This window comes from Scytonema sp. HK-05 (assembly GCF_963872035.1).
Lineage (GTDB): Bacteria > Cyanobacteriota > Cyanobacteriia > Cyanobacteriales > Nostocaceae > Kalymmatonema.
The window spans coordinates 1-14,952 of the sequence record NZ_CAWMYC010000033.1 but is presented as its reverse complement, the minus strand read 5'-3'; the positions used below and the strand labels follow the sequence as shown (position 1 = coordinate 14,952).

20 protein-coding genes and 1 pseudogene are annotated in these 14,952 nt (G+C 43.1%); 3 read left to right on the top strand and 18 right to left on the bottom strand.

Annotated features, from left to right (window positions below):
* Nucleotides 1–112 precede the first annotated feature (112 nt).
* The 16 genes and pseudogenes from AACT52_RS06065 to AACT52_RS05990 form a co-directional block, all read right to left on the bottom strand.
* The gene (locus AACT52_RS06065) at nucleotides 113–769 is read right to left on the bottom strand and encodes a class I SAM-dependent methyltransferase (protein ID WP_073636363.1); all 657 of its coding nucleotides are present in this window, start codon (nucleotides 767–769) and stop codon (nucleotides 113–115) included.
* Between the two features lie 598 nt (nucleotides 770–1,367).
* Entirely contained in the window at nucleotides 1,368–2,312 is a 945-nt protein-coding gene (locus AACT52_RS06060) for a heme o synthase (RefSeq protein ID WP_073636362.1), read from the bottom strand.
* Between the two features lie 23 nt (nucleotides 2,313–2,335).
* Nucleotides 2,336–2,587: a FeoA family protein gene (locus tag AACT52_RS06055; RefSeq protein ID WP_073636361.1), complete on the bottom strand. Its 252-nt coding sequence runs from the start codon at nucleotides 2,585–2,587 to the stop codon at nucleotides 2,336–2,338.
* 373 nt (nucleotides 2,588–2,960) lie between these two features.
* Complete coding sequence (locus tag AACT52_RS06050; protein WP_073636360.1) at nucleotides 2,961–3,260, bottom strand: 2Fe-2S iron-sulfur cluster-binding protein; 300 nt, start codon at nucleotides 3,258–3,260, stop codon at nucleotides 2,961–2,963.
* 227 nt (nucleotides 3,261–3,487) lie between these two features.
* Nucleotides 3,488–3,859: a HesB/IscA family protein gene (locus AACT52_RS06045; RefSeq protein WP_073636359.1), complete on the bottom strand. Its 372-nt coding sequence runs from the start codon at nucleotides 3,857–3,859 to the stop codon at nucleotides 3,488–3,490.
* Between the two features lie 22 nt (nucleotides 3,860–3,881).
* Nucleotides 3,882–4,100, bottom strand: a complete 219-nt coding sequence (locus AACT52_RS06040; RefSeq protein WP_073636358.1) for a hypothetical protein — start codon at nucleotides 4,098–4,100, stop codon at nucleotides 3,882–3,884.
* Between the two features lie 9 nt (nucleotides 4,101–4,109).
* Entirely contained in the window at nucleotides 4,110–4,907 is a 798-nt protein-coding gene (locus tag AACT52_RS06035; protein ID WP_041037229.1) for a HesA/MoeB/ThiF family protein, read from the bottom strand.
* A gap of 10 nt (nucleotides 4,908–4,917) precedes the next feature.
* Nucleotides 4,918–5,235, bottom strand: a complete 318-nt coding sequence (gene nifW / locus AACT52_RS06030; RefSeq protein ID WP_073636357.1) for a nitrogenase-stabilizing/protective protein NifW — start codon at nucleotides 5,233–5,235, stop codon at nucleotides 4,918–4,920.
* Entirely contained in the window at nucleotides 5,232–5,453 is a 222-nt protein-coding gene (locus AACT52_RS06025; protein WP_073636356.1) for a CCE_0567 family metalloprotein, read from the bottom strand. Before AACT52_RS06025 ends, nifW begins: the two co-directional genes overlap by 4 nt.
* A gap of 308 nt (nucleotides 5,454–5,761) precedes the next feature.
* Nucleotides 5,762–6,238: a NifX-associated nitrogen fixation protein gene (locus AACT52_RS06020; protein ID WP_073636355.1), complete on the bottom strand. Its 477-nt coding sequence runs from the start codon at nucleotides 6,236–6,238 to the stop codon at nucleotides 5,762–5,764.
* On the bottom strand, nucleotides 6,235–6,648 hold the full coding sequence (gene nifX, locus AACT52_RS06015) for a nitrogen fixation protein NifX (protein WP_073636354.1): 414 nt from the start codon (nucleotides 6,646–6,648) through the stop codon (nucleotides 6,235–6,237). The genes AACT52_RS06020 and nifX overlap by 4 nt, the downstream gene beginning before the upstream one ends.
* Before the next feature lie 125 nt (nucleotides 6,649–6,773).
* Nucleotides 6,774–8,117, bottom strand: a complete 1,344-nt coding sequence (gene nifN / locus AACT52_RS06010; protein WP_073636353.1) for a nitrogenase iron-molybdenum cofactor biosynthesis protein NifN — start codon at nucleotides 8,115–8,117, stop codon at nucleotides 6,774–6,776.
* Entirely contained in the window at nucleotides 8,117–9,562 is a 1,446-nt protein-coding gene (gene nifE / locus AACT52_RS06005; protein ID WP_073636352.1) for a nitrogenase iron-molybdenum cofactor biosynthesis protein NifE, read from the bottom strand. Before nifE ends, nifN begins: the two co-directional genes overlap by 1 nt.
* A gap of 124 nt (nucleotides 9,563–9,686) precedes the next feature.
* Nucleotides 9,687–10,016 carry a Mo-dependent nitrogenase C-terminal domain-containing protein gene (locus AACT52_RS06000; protein ID WP_073636365.1) on the bottom strand — a complete coding sequence of 110 codons (330 nt, stop codon included), beginning with the start codon at nucleotides 10,014–10,016 and terminating at the stop codon, nucleotides 9,687–9,689.
* Nucleotides 10,017–10,143: 127 nt separating this feature from the next.
* Nucleotides 10,144–11,679, bottom strand: coding sequence for a nitrogenase molybdenum-iron protein subunit beta (gene nifK, locus AACT52_RS05995; RefSeq protein WP_073636351.1), 1,536 nt, complete (start codon nucleotides 11,677–11,679; stop codon nucleotides 10,144–10,146).
* 185 nt (nucleotides 11,680–11,864) lie between these two features.
* Nucleotides 11,865–12,017 (bottom strand): annotated as a pseudogene (locus tag AACT52_RS05990) (nitrogenase molybdenum-iron protein alpha chain); the annotation flags it as partial.
* 110 nt (nucleotides 12,018–12,127) lie between these two features.
* Here AACT52_RS05990 and AACT52_RS05985 point away from each other — a divergent pair.
* Entirely contained in the window at nucleotides 12,128–13,546 is a 1,419-nt protein-coding gene (locus AACT52_RS05985; protein WP_198941114.1) for a site-specific integrase, read from the top strand.
* A 22-nt stretch (nucleotides 13,547–13,568) separates the two neighbouring features.
* Nucleotides 13,569–13,718, top strand: coding sequence for a hypothetical protein (locus tag AACT52_RS05980; protein WP_158055008.1), 150 nt, complete (start codon nucleotides 13,569–13,571; stop codon nucleotides 13,716–13,718).
* A 64-nt stretch (nucleotides 13,719–13,782) separates the two neighbouring features.
* Here the strand turns inward: AACT52_RS05980 and AACT52_RS05975 are convergent, their stop codons facing one another.
* Nucleotides 13,783–14,322 (bottom strand): DUF2267 domain-containing protein, encoded by a 540-nt coding sequence (locus AACT52_RS05975; RefSeq protein WP_073636350.1) that lies wholly within the window; start codon nucleotides 14,320–14,322, stop codon nucleotides 13,783–13,785.
* Between the two features lie 112 nt (nucleotides 14,323–14,434).
* Complete coding sequence (locus AACT52_RS05970) at nucleotides 14,435–14,635, bottom strand: hypothetical protein (protein ID WP_143173007.1); 201 nt, start codon at nucleotides 14,633–14,635, stop codon at nucleotides 14,435–14,437.
* Nucleotides 14,636–14,792: 157 nt separating this feature from the next.
* Here AACT52_RS05970 and AACT52_RS05965 point away from each other — a divergent pair, with 157 nt between their 5' ends.
* Nucleotides 14,793–14,936 carry an element excision factor XisH family protein gene (locus AACT52_RS05965; protein WP_198941113.1) on the top strand — a complete coding sequence of 48 codons (144 nt, stop codon included), beginning with the start codon at nucleotides 14,793–14,795 and terminating at the stop codon, nucleotides 14,934–14,936.
* Nucleotides 14,937–14,952 lie beyond the last annotated feature (16 nt).

Below are 14,952 nucleotides of genomic sequence, written 5' to 3'. Positions count from 1 at the left end.
CTCCTATCCCTAAGCGCCGTATAGACGGACGGGGTATCTCGGAGGTTTTGATGAAGAATTGGTAGCGAGTGTTTACTCATTTGGCTCGCAAAGGTTTTTTCTCATAAAAATCTTACTTTTTGCGAGCAACAACATGAAAAATATGCCAGTGCTTGTCTTCCCCTATAGCTGTTTTTCCCGGATGGTCTTCTTCCTGTAACATTTCTATTTCAAAAGGTTGCAGCAACATTTCTATCTGTTGGCGCGTATGGTGATTCATGGAAGCATAAATTGCCCAAGAATCGCGTTCCCCAAACAATTGTCCACAGAAACGACCACCAGAACGCAATGATGAAATAATTTTTTCCCATAAACTAGGGAAAGAGTTTGGCGGACAAAATGGTAATGAAAAGCTGGCGTTTACTAAATCTACTGATTCGGGTAGCACTAGGTCTTTAAAGAGAACAACGCGAGTTTCTAGAAGTTGGCGATTAATATCTGAACGATTTAATAAACGGGCTAAAGCTTCAGCTTCACCATCAATAGCCAAAACCCGCCAACCCCGACGCAACAGTTCTACTGTATCTCGCCCTTCCCCGCAGCCTAAGTCAACTGCAAACCGTGGCTGTTGGACACCTGTTTCTTGTTGGTTAAGACTTTCAGCGTCAAAACGCGCTAAAGCTTCAAGTAGGGTGTCTCGTGCTGGACGACCCACAACAGCGTTATAATAATCCGACCACTTGCGCTCAAAATCTTTACCTTCAGATTGATAATTATTGACTTCTGACATAGTATATACAATTACAATTGGAGTTTTTAACAACTAACCCATATATAAAATATAAAAATCCTATTTGATTTATGAAAATCGCGCGTGTTCAGATTCCCGACTTCTTTAAGAAGTCGGGAATCTTGTTGTTCACTTAGCCGAAGGCAGCCTGTAGAACTTATGATTTAGAATTGCTATATTGATTAATATTTAGAAAAAAATTACATTGCTTCTTCTATGATTAAATCACAAATCATAGGGTATTTGTTGCTTATAAAAGCCAATTTGGTGGACATTTGAGATTTTCGCGAGCAATACCCACCCCAAAGAAAACCACTGTAATAGATTTTGCATCTTAGTAAAGCTACGGTAGATGTTATCACAGTGGTAAATTTACTGAGGACGGTAATCCTTATAACAAGCTAGTATTAACATGATAATTGCTGTTGCTTGAGAAAGTGGCTGGCTTTTTCCTGCAACTCCTTATCTTGAACGAAAAATGACTCGGTTTGGACTTTGGATGTGAGATCAGCAATTAGGTAAAGGTGTAAGGGAAAAGGGAAAAAGTAAAATATACTATGCCTTTTTCCTTCTACCTTTTTTTTGTGTTATCTCCCATCTAAAATCTCAAATCTAAAATTGCTCCGATTAGCCGATGAGTTAACGGCAAGCTATCAATCACCATTCCAACGCATAGCAACATCATATAAAAAATTGAGTAGAGAAATAGAGAACGCGCTAGTTGTTTATCATCTGGATTGTGCAAAAGCGCCCAAGCTTTTTTGATGAAAATAGCCCCTAGTACAAGGGCGATACAGGCGTAAACAGCACCAGTAACAGCAAGCGGATAGACGAGTAAAAATGTAGTGGGGATAAGAAGCAAAGAGTACACCCAAATCTGACGAGTCGCAGCAACATTACCAGCGACAACAGGAAGCATCGGTACACTAACTTTGGCATACTCGTCACGGATCATCAATGCTAAAGCCCAGAAATGGGGAGGTGTCCACAAGAATATGATCGCAAATAGTAACCATGCTGCCCAGCTTAAAGTATCTGTTACCGCCGCCCAACCTACTAAGGTCGGAATTGCTCCAGCAGCACCACCAATGACGATGTTTGCAGAATTATGGCGTTTGAGTAAGTGAGTGTAGACGCCTATATAAAAGATAATACCGGACATTGTTAATAAAGCACTTAGCAAGTTGACGAACACAGCAAGTAGGCTGAAGGAAAGACAAGCAAGTGCGATCGCAAATATCAAAGCATGAGATGGCTGTATGCGACCGGAAACCAAAGGTCGATGACGCGTGCGTTCCATTTGGTCATCAATGTCCCGGTCATAGATACAGTTAATTGTCTGGGCGCTAGCAGCGGCGAAAGTCCCGCCACAGAGAGTCACAAGCAGCAATACTGGGTTGACGTTTCCCTCGGATGCAATCCACATACTAGCAGCAGTCGTCATGAGGAGCAGCGGGATAATCCTAGGCTTTGTGAGTTGATAGTAACTCTGAATGACTTGTAAAAAGTTTTGATGGTGGCGTACAGCGGTATTCTCAATCATGGTTCTACAATTTCCTCATTGGTTTACTGATCATCAATGCGGACATAAATTCTTCGAGCAATTTCCTTTTGCAGTGTCAATCTGTTTTCTCCTACTCTGATGACAAAACAAGGAAACTGCTGTTCTAAAGTTATGGAAGCTCCTGGTATTACTCCCATTGATATCAGTTCTTTGAGAAATTTTTCGTCCTTAATGTTGCAGAACTTGACGATTCCTCGCTCTCCTATCTTCAGCAAGGCTAATGAGGAACCTGTGATACGGAATTTATAAAACATTAATTATTTTTTATTTTACATATTTAAAAAAGTCATTTTTTTATAAAAAAACCACAGATGGACACAGATGGACACAGATAAGTTATCTGTGTAAATCTCGTGGGTTAAAAATTCATAATTTGGATTTTTGCAAGAAGTTTTTTGTAGAGATGTATAGCAATGTTATTTGAATTTTTAAAATTCATTTGATCAGATTCCCGACTTGTTTAAGAAGTCGGGAATCTTGTTGTTCACGTAAGCGCAGAGCGTGCCGCAGGCATACGCGTAGCGTGCCCGTAGGGCTTATGAATTAGGATTGCTATAGCATGCTACGTCTTTACATGAGTCAGGAATTTATTGCCTTACAGATGAAAACACTGCAACAAGATAGAAACTAGACCAAGTATGGTTCTTGATGAGTCTTAATCGTGCAATTAGAACGTGGATAAGTCACGCAAAGTAGAGCGAAACCCTTCGACATTTGCTCGTCATCCAAAAAGCTTTGCTCAGATTGGTCGATTTCACCTTCAACAACTTTACCAACGCAGCTAGAACAAGCACCTGCGTGACAAGAAAAGGGCAAATCAATACCCTTTTCTTCAGCTGCATCGAGGATAGTTGTCTCCTCATCAACTTCAATTGTGGTATCCAGACCTTCTTTCTTGCTGATTAATCGAACTTGGTATGTAGTCATTTTCTGATTCTTTTCACACGCGGTACAGTTCAGTTAGGTTTTATGACTTCAAGGGCTTTAACAATCCAAAAGTCAAAATTCAAAATTCAAAAAATTCTTGAATTCTAATTTTGAATTTTGAATTGCTTTCCAGGGGAACGAGCTAATTGGCTATTAGACATCTCCAGAAATTAGATTTCAGACCATACAGCATAAGGATCTGAAACTGATTTTCAATCATAGGTCTATTAGCTGCAAGGTACACCTTCAGAGGAACAGTCAGCCGTTCTAAATGACTTTCCACAACCGCAGGTATCAGTAGCCTTGGGGTTGATGAACCTAAACCCGCCGTCCATGACGCCTTCTACAAAATCGACAATTACCCCTTCCAATAACGGCGCACTTTTGGCATCAACGTAAACTTGCACCTTGCCTTGCTGGCTGACTAAATCATCTGGTTGCGGCGAGCTTGTGACTTCCATTGCATACTCATAGCCACTGCAACCACCATCTTTGACAGAGATGCGGATACCTTTAGTTGGCGTATTGGTTTCGGGAGTAGAATCCCGCAGAAACGCGCGCAGGCGAAATTCTGCTTTTTCCGTCAAAGTAACCGTCATCAAACCTCCTAATGAGTGGGAATTAGTTGTTGTGATTCAAAGTGTGAATTTGTCTAGTGGTGATGAGTAAAGCAATCACAATCAGCACTTCAATTGGCACAGGTGAAAAAATGAAGCTTAAACCTAGGCAGAACAAAGCAATCAATATAGCCAGGAACTGCCAAATTTGATTTGCGATTTTTGCACTGACTTGAGACAACGCTATGGCAAATCCTAAAGCAATGAATGAAGACACCAACATGACTAATATTTACTTGCAATGACTGGTGGTTTCCATAGGATTGGATTGCGAGTATCTCCAAGGCGCACTGTTACCGCATACAGGACACGAGCGATCGCGGTAAGAACGGCGCTTGACAAATTCCATCCGGGTTAAGTCAATTGTCAAAAGTTCTGACAACAGAGGTTGACTCAACCCAGTGATCAGCTTGATAGCCTCCAACGCGGCTAGACAAGCCAGTGTTCCAGAAACAGCACCCAGAACTGCAAAGCCACGCGTATCCCAATCAGGCTTCTCAGGAAACAGACAAGATAAACAAGGCGTCACACCAGGAATAATCGTGGTTAAGTAAGCCTCCATCCCGTCCATTGCTGCTTCCACCATAGGCTTACGCCACCGCACGCAAGCTTCATTTAACAAATCGCGCTCCGTAAAGTTATGAGCGCAGTCAAGAGCCATATCAGCTGATTGCACCAAGGAGTCTACATTTTCCGGGGTGACATATTCATGAACTGCTTCCACCTCGACATCAGGATTGATGGCTTTCAGAGTTTCTTGTGCTTTGAATACTCTGGGTTTGCCTACCCAATCGTGCGTCATCAGAATCTGACGATTCATATCATCAAGCCGCAGATCACCACCCCGAACCAGAATCAGCCGCCCAACGCCAGCTACCGCAAGGTATAGCGCCGCCGTACCGCCCAAGCCTCCTACTCCTGTAACCACAACCGTCGCTGACTTGAGGCGCTTCTGTGCTACTTCGCCAAAATTAGGAAGCATCATTTGGCGACGGTAACGTTCCAATTCGGTAGGCGTTAGGTTTACCACTTTTTACCTCCTAATCCGATGTGATTTCTGTCAGCGTGACTACATTTTTAGGCTTCTCATTAAACACTTTGAACAGCTTTTGTTCTTGGGGTGTTGATTCAAGAAATACCTCATAGGCTTTAGAAAAAGCCTCACGATATTTACTTAACTTATCTGAGAGACTGAGGTCAGTATCATTTTCATCAATTTCTTTGATAAGTTGAGAAAACTTTTTTAAAATATGCAGACGGTTGACGTGTACAACATTTTGGTCATAGGGGAGTTCAAAAAAATCAAAATACTCCTCTGCATCTACGAGATTTTTGAATTTATTATAATCCCAGTTCATTTTGCCTGCTCCAGTTTTTTTAGCTGTTGCTTAAGTTCATCTAATTGACGATAAATTTCATAAGTTTCAGAGGCAGCATCCATAAGCTGTTGATAATTTGTTGGTAATCCCTCTGCCAAATCATGCAAGTCCATTTTCATTTGACCAGCTTTACTATTGAGGCGTTTTATCTTATTTTTAAGTTCCTCAACAGTAGATATGTCTTCAGCTTGTGCCATAAACACCTCCTGATGTAAAAGAAAGAATAAAGAAGATAGAAGATAAAAGATAGAAAAAGTAATTTTTTCTAAATTTAATCTTCACTCTTTGCTCTTAGTACAGAATTTCACAACTTCGTAACGAATTAATTTCAGAAAGGCTCTGCGTTACTCTGCGCTGACTCCCTATGGCTGACGCCACGCCTGACGGCGAACGGGTTCACCAGTCGCCTGCTGTCGGTAAACCCTCCTGCAGCGCTGGTTCACCGCGTCCCTCTGCGTTTTAAAACGCTACGAATTAATGCAAAGCTGTACTTAGCTCTTCTTTTTTAAACTTTGCTGACTTCGGGAAAGCGCTTAGCCAAATCAATTCCCTTTTGTACGAACTTTTCTCCCTCTTCTGCTAATTTCTCCAAGGAATCAAAGCCAAAGCGATGTGCATCGCGTAAGGTCTTTGTTACTAACAAAAGACGGCCGGAAAAGACGAGCGCCCAACCAAATCCTTCATGACTCAAATCAATGACAACTTGAGATAAAAGACCTGTTTCTTTTTCAATACAAGCAGCAACAGCGCGATAAAACACCATAATGCGTGCCTGAGTCATTGGATCGACTTCACCCTCAAGAGAAATTTCGCGTTTCTTTTGTTTACTCACAATAAATGGTTTAAGCAGCAACTCATCCGACCAATTACGGTAAGTTCCATAACTATCTTGACCCCGGAATTGTTGCACGATCGCCTTGAGAAAAGGCGAGTTTAAGATTTCTGTTGGAGTTGTTCCGTTAACACTATTAGTTGTCGTCATACGGTTGCTTCCTCTTCCAATTCATCTTCAAAGCTTTGGGGTTTTTGTTGTAAAGCTTTACGCAGCCAAGGCGGAGGGCTTCCTTTGAGAGTTTGCACTAACTTATTGAGAATCTCAGCAATCTCTTCTTCTTCTGATTTCGCCTTGACTGGAGTGACACCTTTCTTGATTAACCGAGCAGCTGCACTACCTCCAATTGCCGCAACATAAACAATCGTGCAGTCAGCCAGTGCATCAAGTTTCGGTGTGACTTTATCCTCATTACCATCTTGTTTGAGATCACCATCAAAGGTGAGAGTTTCTAGAAACTGATATCCAGAATCAGAAATCTCATAAACATCAATTTCTTTCGCCCAGCCGAAGTGAGCATTAATATGAAGTCGGTCGCTTGTTGTGAAGGCAATTTTCATCCTTATTCTCCTCTACTCAATTTATGAGTGATGAGTAATGAGTAGTAAATAAACATTTACGACAACTCATAATTCATAACTCATATTTTCTAAATTTCATGAATGCTAAAACTGACACCGACTTCTCATTCTTTGTCGGGGTTTTCTGCGTATTTGTGGTTCATGAAATGCTTAGCTTTCCCTTCTTCTTCCTCTAAAAAGAGGTTCCCAATGTCAAACAAAAGCTGTATCGTGCCTCGGTAGCCAACTTTGGTAAACTGACCATTTCCCAAGCGGTCAAAAATGGGAATGCCTTGGCGGTAAACAGGAATTCCTAAGCGTTTGGCGATCGCCACTGTATGAGAATTACCAATCAACAAGTCAGATCCAGGTGCCAGTTGCTCAAAATCTTCCAAATCACCGATAGTGACACTTTTAACGGGGAGTTTTTCCAGCACAGAAGAACGTGTTGTCGTTACTGCTGCATGAATCTGAGACCCCATTGATTGCAGAAAACGAACTGTTGACCAAAGCAAGTCCGGTTCCAGTGCTAAAGACACTCGCTTACAACCAAAGTAAAAGTGAGTATCCAACATGGCATCTTGTAACTGGCGGCGTTGGCGACGATATTTCTCTGGTACACTCATACCGCTGATGTCTGCCAATGCTTGTAGGAAAGAGTCCACCGCTTCTAATCCCGTCAGTTCACCAAACACCTCGTAAGGTATGCCAAACTGCTGTTCCAAAATTTGCGCCGCACCCCGCATACTTTCACCGAGTGCCAGAGTGAACGAAGAACTACCGATTTCCCGCAGTTGTGTCAAACTCGTGCCAGATGCTGTTATGGGGCTGTAGGAATCCTCTAAGTGACCATCTAGTGAAGCGGAAAGATCGGGCACAAAGATTGGCTTTAGTCCAAAGGCGGTGACAATTTCTTTGATTTCCTGCACATCCCCTGGAGTGAAGGCAGAACTTGCCAAAATCGTGATTTGCTGCGCTTTGGTTTCGCCTGCTTGCGGAATTTCCTTAACTATGCTTTCGACAGCGGCAGCAAAGCCATCTTGCAATGCACCCTTAAAATCAGGTGTAGAGACTAACACAATTGGCAGGTGATCTAGTTCTGGGTGACGTTTGCGGATTTCCTTGAGAAAGCCCGGCATATCATCCCCTCTGGTTTCCGTCAGTCCAGTGGTACACAAACCAATAATTTCTGGCTTAGACTTTTGCACCAGCGTTAGGATTGCCTGTTCAACATTTTCCTCGCCACCCAAAATAGTTGATACTTCAGTCATCGCTGTGGTGGAAAGGGGAATCGCTTCACGGAAATGCCGCACCAGAACTACTTTGGCAAAGGCAGTACAGCCTTGAGAACCGTGCATTAAGGGAATTATGCCTTTCAATCCCAAAAAGGCTAAGGCTGCACCCAAGGCTTGGCTTTGCTTGAGGGGATTAACTGCAACTGATGAGTTTGTGACGCTGACAATCGCCATCACCTCACCTCCTGTAGAAGAGATGGGGATGAGGAGGATGAGGAGGATATTGCTACCTTATCTCCCTCATCTGCCTTTGCTTCCCACGGGGCTGGCTTACGTACTTGCTCCCACACAGGGCTATAAAGGGCTTCATACACTTCTCGTGCCATCTCTAACATCCCCACATAGCCTGCATACGGATGATGGCGTTCTTGGTTGATGTCTAAGAAAGGAATCCGAGCTTTAAGAGCGGTGTATTGATTGCGACCACCAGCAATCAACATATCTGCCTTAGATTCGTCAATGATTCGCAAGATTTCTTTGGGACTTTCTTGTTCGAGAATGACGCCATCTTTACCTAGCAACCTTTTGATTCGGGCTTTATCCTCCTCAGTACTCTTTCTGGCGCTGGTTGCAACAACTTCCATCCCCAAGTCACGAGCCGCAGAAATAATTGACCAACTCTTGACGCCTCCAGTATAAAGGACAACACGCTTTCCTTTGAGGCGATCGCGATAGGGAGCCAGTCCCAGATCCAGGGCGGCGGTTTCTTCAGCAATGAGCTTTTCTGTACGTTCTTGCAAATCAGGATCGCCCAATTTCGCGGCAATGTTCCGCAGACAGCGGTTCATGTCTTCTATGCCGTAGAAAGACTCTTCAATGTAGGGGATGCCGTAGCGCTCTTCCATCTTTCTGCCCATGTTGACTAGCGCTTTCGAGCAGATCATCACATTGAGCTTGGCACGGTGGGCGTAGCAAATTTCTTCGTAGCGAGCATCACCTGTAATTTTTGCCAAGACTCGAATACCTAATTTCTCCAACAGTGGGAGCACTCCCCACATTTCACCGGCGATGTTGTATTCACCGATCAGGTTGATGTCATAAGGTGTGGTAAATTCAGGTTCGGCTGTTCCGACAACGTGTTCCAGCAAAGCTTCACCAGCAAGGCGGTTGCCGAGATTTTTACTACCGATGAACCCCGGTGCATTTACGGGGATAACAGGAGTTCCTAATTTCTTGGCAGCGGCTTCGCAGACTGCATCTATATCCTCACCAATCAAGGCGGTGACACACGTGGAGTAAACAAAGATGGCAGCTGGTTGGTAACGCTTGTGTATGTCCTGGATGGCTTTGTAGAGCTTTTTTTCCCCGCCGAAGATGACATCATTCTCACTCAAATCGGTGGTAAAGCCCGTTTTGTACAGCATAGGACCAGAGGAGAGACTACCACGACTTCCCCAGGAGTTACCAGAGCAGGCGATCGGTCCGTGGACTAAATGAGCAGCATCGGTAATTGGGACTAGGGAAATCATTGCACCATCAAAGGCACAACCACCCTGAGCAGCACCAGGCTTGGGTAATTGCGTGCAAGACTTGTTTTTCTTGTCTCCATGCTTGTCTTTATTGTGTTCGCATCCAGGCTCAGTGAGCAGCTCGTTGATTTTGCCTTGGGTGATTTTCATCTGATTTTTCCTTTGTCGTTTGTTATGTGTCTTTCATCCTTTGTCATTTGTTTTTGTTCGTTGCTTTGTGATTAACCAATGACTAATGACTAATGACTAATGACCAATGACTAATGACTAATAACTAGCAAATATATTTTGTGACATCCTCTCCACACTCATCGCTTAAGTAAGATAAGGCACGGAAACGTAATCCAACAAAATTGTCATACAGGGGATTAAGTTTGCACAGTGCAGGAATGTGAAGGGTATGTCCAAACAAATGAATCTTTCGCTCAAAGGGGCAACAACAAGGAATGACTTGGCAAATTAAATGAGCGAAGCGAGCATTTTTAACTTGAATTTCATCCACGCGACGGCGCAATGGATTTAGAATATCAAAACCAGATTTTTTATACTTAGGTGGATAATAGTTTCCGTGAGTATGAGTGTGAGTGTGAGTTACCGATTTCATAATACAATCCTTAGGAAAAAGGTAAAAAGAAAAAGGTAAAAGGAAAAAGGCATTCATTAAGAAATGTTCAATTTTTCTTTTGCCTTTTCCTTTTCCTTTATTGGCACGACGCGAGTTAATGCAATTCCTAACGAATCAAGTCGTAGGAGATATCGGTCTTAGCAGGAATGTTGGTGTTGCGATCGATTTCCTCGAAGAGGGTATTCACGATCCAGTTGAGCAAGTTGATCGCGCCTTCATAGCCGATAGTGGCGTAGCGGTGCAAGTGATGGCGGTCCATGATCGGATAGCCAATTCTCACGAGGGGAGTCTTGGTGTCGCGCCACAGGTACTTACCGTAGGTGTTACCGATGAGCAAGTCTACGGGTTCGGTGAAAAGCAAAGAACGCATATGCCACAGGTCTTTACCAGGCCAGATGGTAGCACTCTTACCATTGGGGCTAGAATCCAGCAACTCTTTCAGTTCTTTCTCAAAGTGTTCATTGCTGTTATGAACCAGGATATGCACAGGTTCAGCACCCATTTCCAGCATGAAGCTTACCACACAGTACACGAGATCAGGCTCACCGTAGATAGCGAAGCGCTTGCCGTGAACCCATGCATGGGAGTCAGTCATCGCATCAACTGCGCGACCGCGTTCGATTTCCAGTTCTTTAGGAATGGGTTTACCAGTCAGTTCACTGAGTTTCATCAAGAACTCATCAGTACCCTTAATACCCCAAGGACGAGAAACTACGGTCTGTTGCTTCCATTCTTTTTCAATGTATTCGCGGGTTTTGGGGGTAGAGTGTGCTTGCAGAGCAATTGTAGCTTTAGCATTAATTGAATCTGCTGCTTCTTCTAGGGGAGTACCACCTGGGTACATATCAAATTCACCTGTGTTGGGTGAATCCAGATAGTCGCTGTTATCTGCCAGCACGGTGTAATCGATACCCATCAGATTACAAATCCGCTTGATTTCCCGGTTGTTACCAACATAGGTGTCAAAACCAGGGATAAAGTTGATTTTGCCATTGCTGGTTTCCTTCTTCTTACCTGCTGTGAGGTTAGAAAGAATACCCTTCATCATGTTGTCGTAGCCTGTGATGTGGGAACCAACAAAGCTAGGAGTGTGAGCAAAGGGGACTGGGAAATCTTGAGGAACTGAACCTGCATTCTTGGCATTGTTGATGAAAGCCTGCAAGTCATCACCGATAACCTCTGCCATACAGGTGGTGCAGACAGCAATCATCTTGGGCTTGTAGAGTTGGTAGGAATTCGCCAAGCCGTCGATCATGTTTTGCAGTCCACCGAACACCGCTGCGTCTTCAGTCATCGAAGAAGATACGCCAGAAAACGGTTCTTTGTAGTGACGGGTTAGGTGGGTACGGAAGTAAGCAACGCAACCTTGGGAACCTTGGACAAAAGGTAGAGTGCCTTCAAAACCAACAGCAGCGAAGATTGCTCCTAATGGTTGGCAGCCTTTAGCAGGGTTGACGGTCAATGCTTCACGGGCGAAGTTCTTTTCACGATACTCCCAAGTCTTCGTCCATTCTGCAACCCTTTTTACTTCTTCAGGGTCGTGTCCGTTTTCAAATTGCTTTTTGTTCTCAAATAGCTGCTGGTATTCCGGTTGGTGGAATAGTTCGACGTGATCTTGAATCTTTTCCGGATTCTGAGGCATTTTCCTATCCTTAGGTTGCTGTAATGAGTTACTGGTCGAGGAATAAAGATTCGAGGCAATGGAGAGTGCGTAATAAGAGTTGGGAGTGGGGAGTGGGAAGTGGTGAGTGTTACATTCCCTACTTTCTACTCCCCCCTGGGGTAAAAACCCCAGGTTATCCCCACATCTTTTTTTCTCCCATTTCCCTAGGCGACAGCTTTAGCCTTAGCTTTAGCGTTTTGATTCCAGGGAGCGCCGATTAATCCCCAAGTGGGGCTGTTGAGCGCGAGATCCATGTCGCGGGCAAAGATGGCAAAGCCGTCATAACCGTGATAAGGACCGGAGTAATCCTTTTTATGATTCAATAGCTTCAAATAGCCTAATGTTTACAGTAAACAGTGTCAGTTTTAAGCATTGTTCGCTGATAACACATTTATTTTTAGGCTAAATATAGGCTAAAAACACAACAATGCATAACCAGGATAAAGACAAGTATCAGCAAGCTTTTGAAGGCTTGGAGCCAATTTCATCTACCGATGGGAGTTTTCTTGGCTCAAGTCAGCAAGCACAGCAGCAAAGAGAGTATATGAGAACAAAAGTACTACTAGAATTAGAGAAAGTTAATCAGCGTTTGAAGTCTGCAAAGACAAAGGTGACAATTAGAGAATCGAATGGAAGTCTGCAATTACGAGCGACGTTACCCATTAAACCCGGAGATAAGGACACAAACGGAACTGGAAGAAAGCAATATAATCTCAGTTTGAATATTCCTGCTAACTTGGATGGATTAAAGACGGCAGAGGAAGAAGCATATGAATTAGGAAAGTTAATCGCTCGTAAAACCTTTGAATGGAATGATAAATATTTAGGTAATGAAGCAACTAGAAAAGACTTTAAAACAATAGGACAGTTACTTGAAGAATTTGAAAATGAGTATTTTAAAACTCATAAACGTACGACAAAAAGCGAGCATACTTTTTTTTATTACTTTTCTCGAACCAAGCGGTTCACTAATTCTAAAGATTTGGCAACTCCGGAAAATCTGATTAATTCTATTGAAAAAATTGATAAAGAATGGGCTAAATATAATGCTGCAAGAGCTATTTCGGCATTTTGCATAACCTTCAAAATTGAGATTGATTTATCTAAATACTCTAAAATGCCTGAAAATAGTTCCCGGAAGATACCGACCGATGTGGAAATATCTGCAGGAATTCTCAAGTTTGCTGATTACCTAAATAACAGAGGTAATCAAGTTAATCCAGATGTTAAAGATAGTTGGCAGCTTTGGCGATGGACTTATGGAATGTTGGCAACTTTTGGTTTACGACCACGGGAGCTTTTTATTAGTCCTGATATCGATTGGTGGTTAAGCGAAGAAAATGCAGATCTGACATGGAAAGTCCATAAAGAGTGTAAAACTGGAGAAAGACAAGCATTACCATTATATAAGCAATGGATTGAAGAATTTGATTTAAGAAATCCGAAATATTTAGAAATGCTAGCAACAGCAATTAGTAAAAAAGATAAAAGCAATCATGCAGAGATAACTGCATTAACACAACGAGTTAGTTGGTGGTTCCGGAAAATAGGATTGGATTTTAAGCCGTATGATTTACGTCATGCATGGGCAATTAGGGCGCATATTCTGGGAATACCTATAAAAGCTGCGGCGGATAATTTGGGGCATAGTGTGCAAGTTCATACTCAAACTTATCAGCGTTGGTTCTCACTAGATATGCGAAAGTTGGCGATGAATCAGGCTTTAACGAAGAGAAATGAAATTGAGGTTATTAGGGAGGAAAATGCCAAGCTGAAGATGGAGAATGAAAAGTTGAAACTTGAGATTGAAAAGTTGAAGATGGAGTTAGTTTATAAGCGTAGTTAAATTTGCTAAGAAAATTGATCTGGTGCGTTGGCGTTCAGGGCAATGCACCCTACCAGTTGTTGCAGTATTAGAGGTTATTTACTTACACCTGAAGAGTTTGGGCGATCGCCCTTTGGGCGGCTCCTCCGGAGGAGCATCGCCTTCCTCTAGATTGATGGTTGTAAATCAATAAACATAATAGAAAGCCTGTTTGTGATTATCACCCGCAAACAGACTTGACTTTTTCAGGCTTCTAATTAAGCTTGCTCCCAAAGCTCACGGATACGGTCAGGGAGCCAGCCAGCAATTTCCTGAATCCGCTCTTCGGAAAGTTGGTCTTTGGTGGCAGCAAATACCGCTTTAACTCCCTGCTCTGCCTGGATTGTCGGTGGCAGTGCTCCTTCATTGGCAACTCGGGTGAGAAATAGATTGGAATCAATTCCAATCGGAGCCGGACCTCTTAAAGGTTGACGTATTCGACTTAAAAATCCCACAATTGGATTGGTGTCTTTCCACAGATCAGCCACTTCCATCTGAAGTGCTTTCTCCTTCGTAGGCACAGCCTCTTGATGCAGTTCTGACTCGACGCGCTCAATGGCTTCCCTTGTCATTAAGTCGCGCATGACGCGAAACACAACTTCAGTAAAGTCTCTTGCGTCATACAGATCCCCAAATCCGCTTTTTACCATGACCTTTTCCAGGAACGAGTGATGTTCGTCGGCGATCGCAGTTCGAGAATCTTCAATCTCCGTTGGGTCAATTTCTGGAACGTTTTTCCTGAATGTTTCATCCGGCATTGTTTTTTCTTGTGCTTCTTAAAGTTGAGTCTTTATGCTTATCTATGTAAGGTCTCACAAATCAAAAACGTTTAGTATCATCCAGAAGTTCGAGATGCCATATGTTCAAAAGTTAGAAATTTAGCGGATAACCTGAGATATCTTGCATTAATGCCCGCGAGCTAGTCGCGTAGTGATTACGATCGCTATGACTTGCTCGCTTAACCACCTTGGATGAATAGCGATCGCCCTTTGGGCGGGCACTTCGTGCCATCGTATCGATCATGTAGGGTGCGTTGCGCTTTGTGACAACGCACTCTACTGCTATACGCATTGTCTGGAGCTACAGGCGATCGCTTCCTTGGTATACTGATTTGTCACAGATTTTGTTGTGACGTGATGTCATGCTGCGATGCCTAGTGCTGCTTGAGTGTGATGCACGATAGAATTTAGCCAAACACTTGATTAATCCTTTTGGCTAGCTGTCCACGATGTCCGCAAGAGATAGGTTTCATCAACTAGTCAGGACTGCCCTTGAGAACGAAGGGTGGATAATTACTCATGATCCGTACCACATTGATTTGGGGTTTGTTGATTTTTACCGAAAAACTGGGTTTAAAGCCCCGTCCTTTTAGGACGGCTTTTTATTGT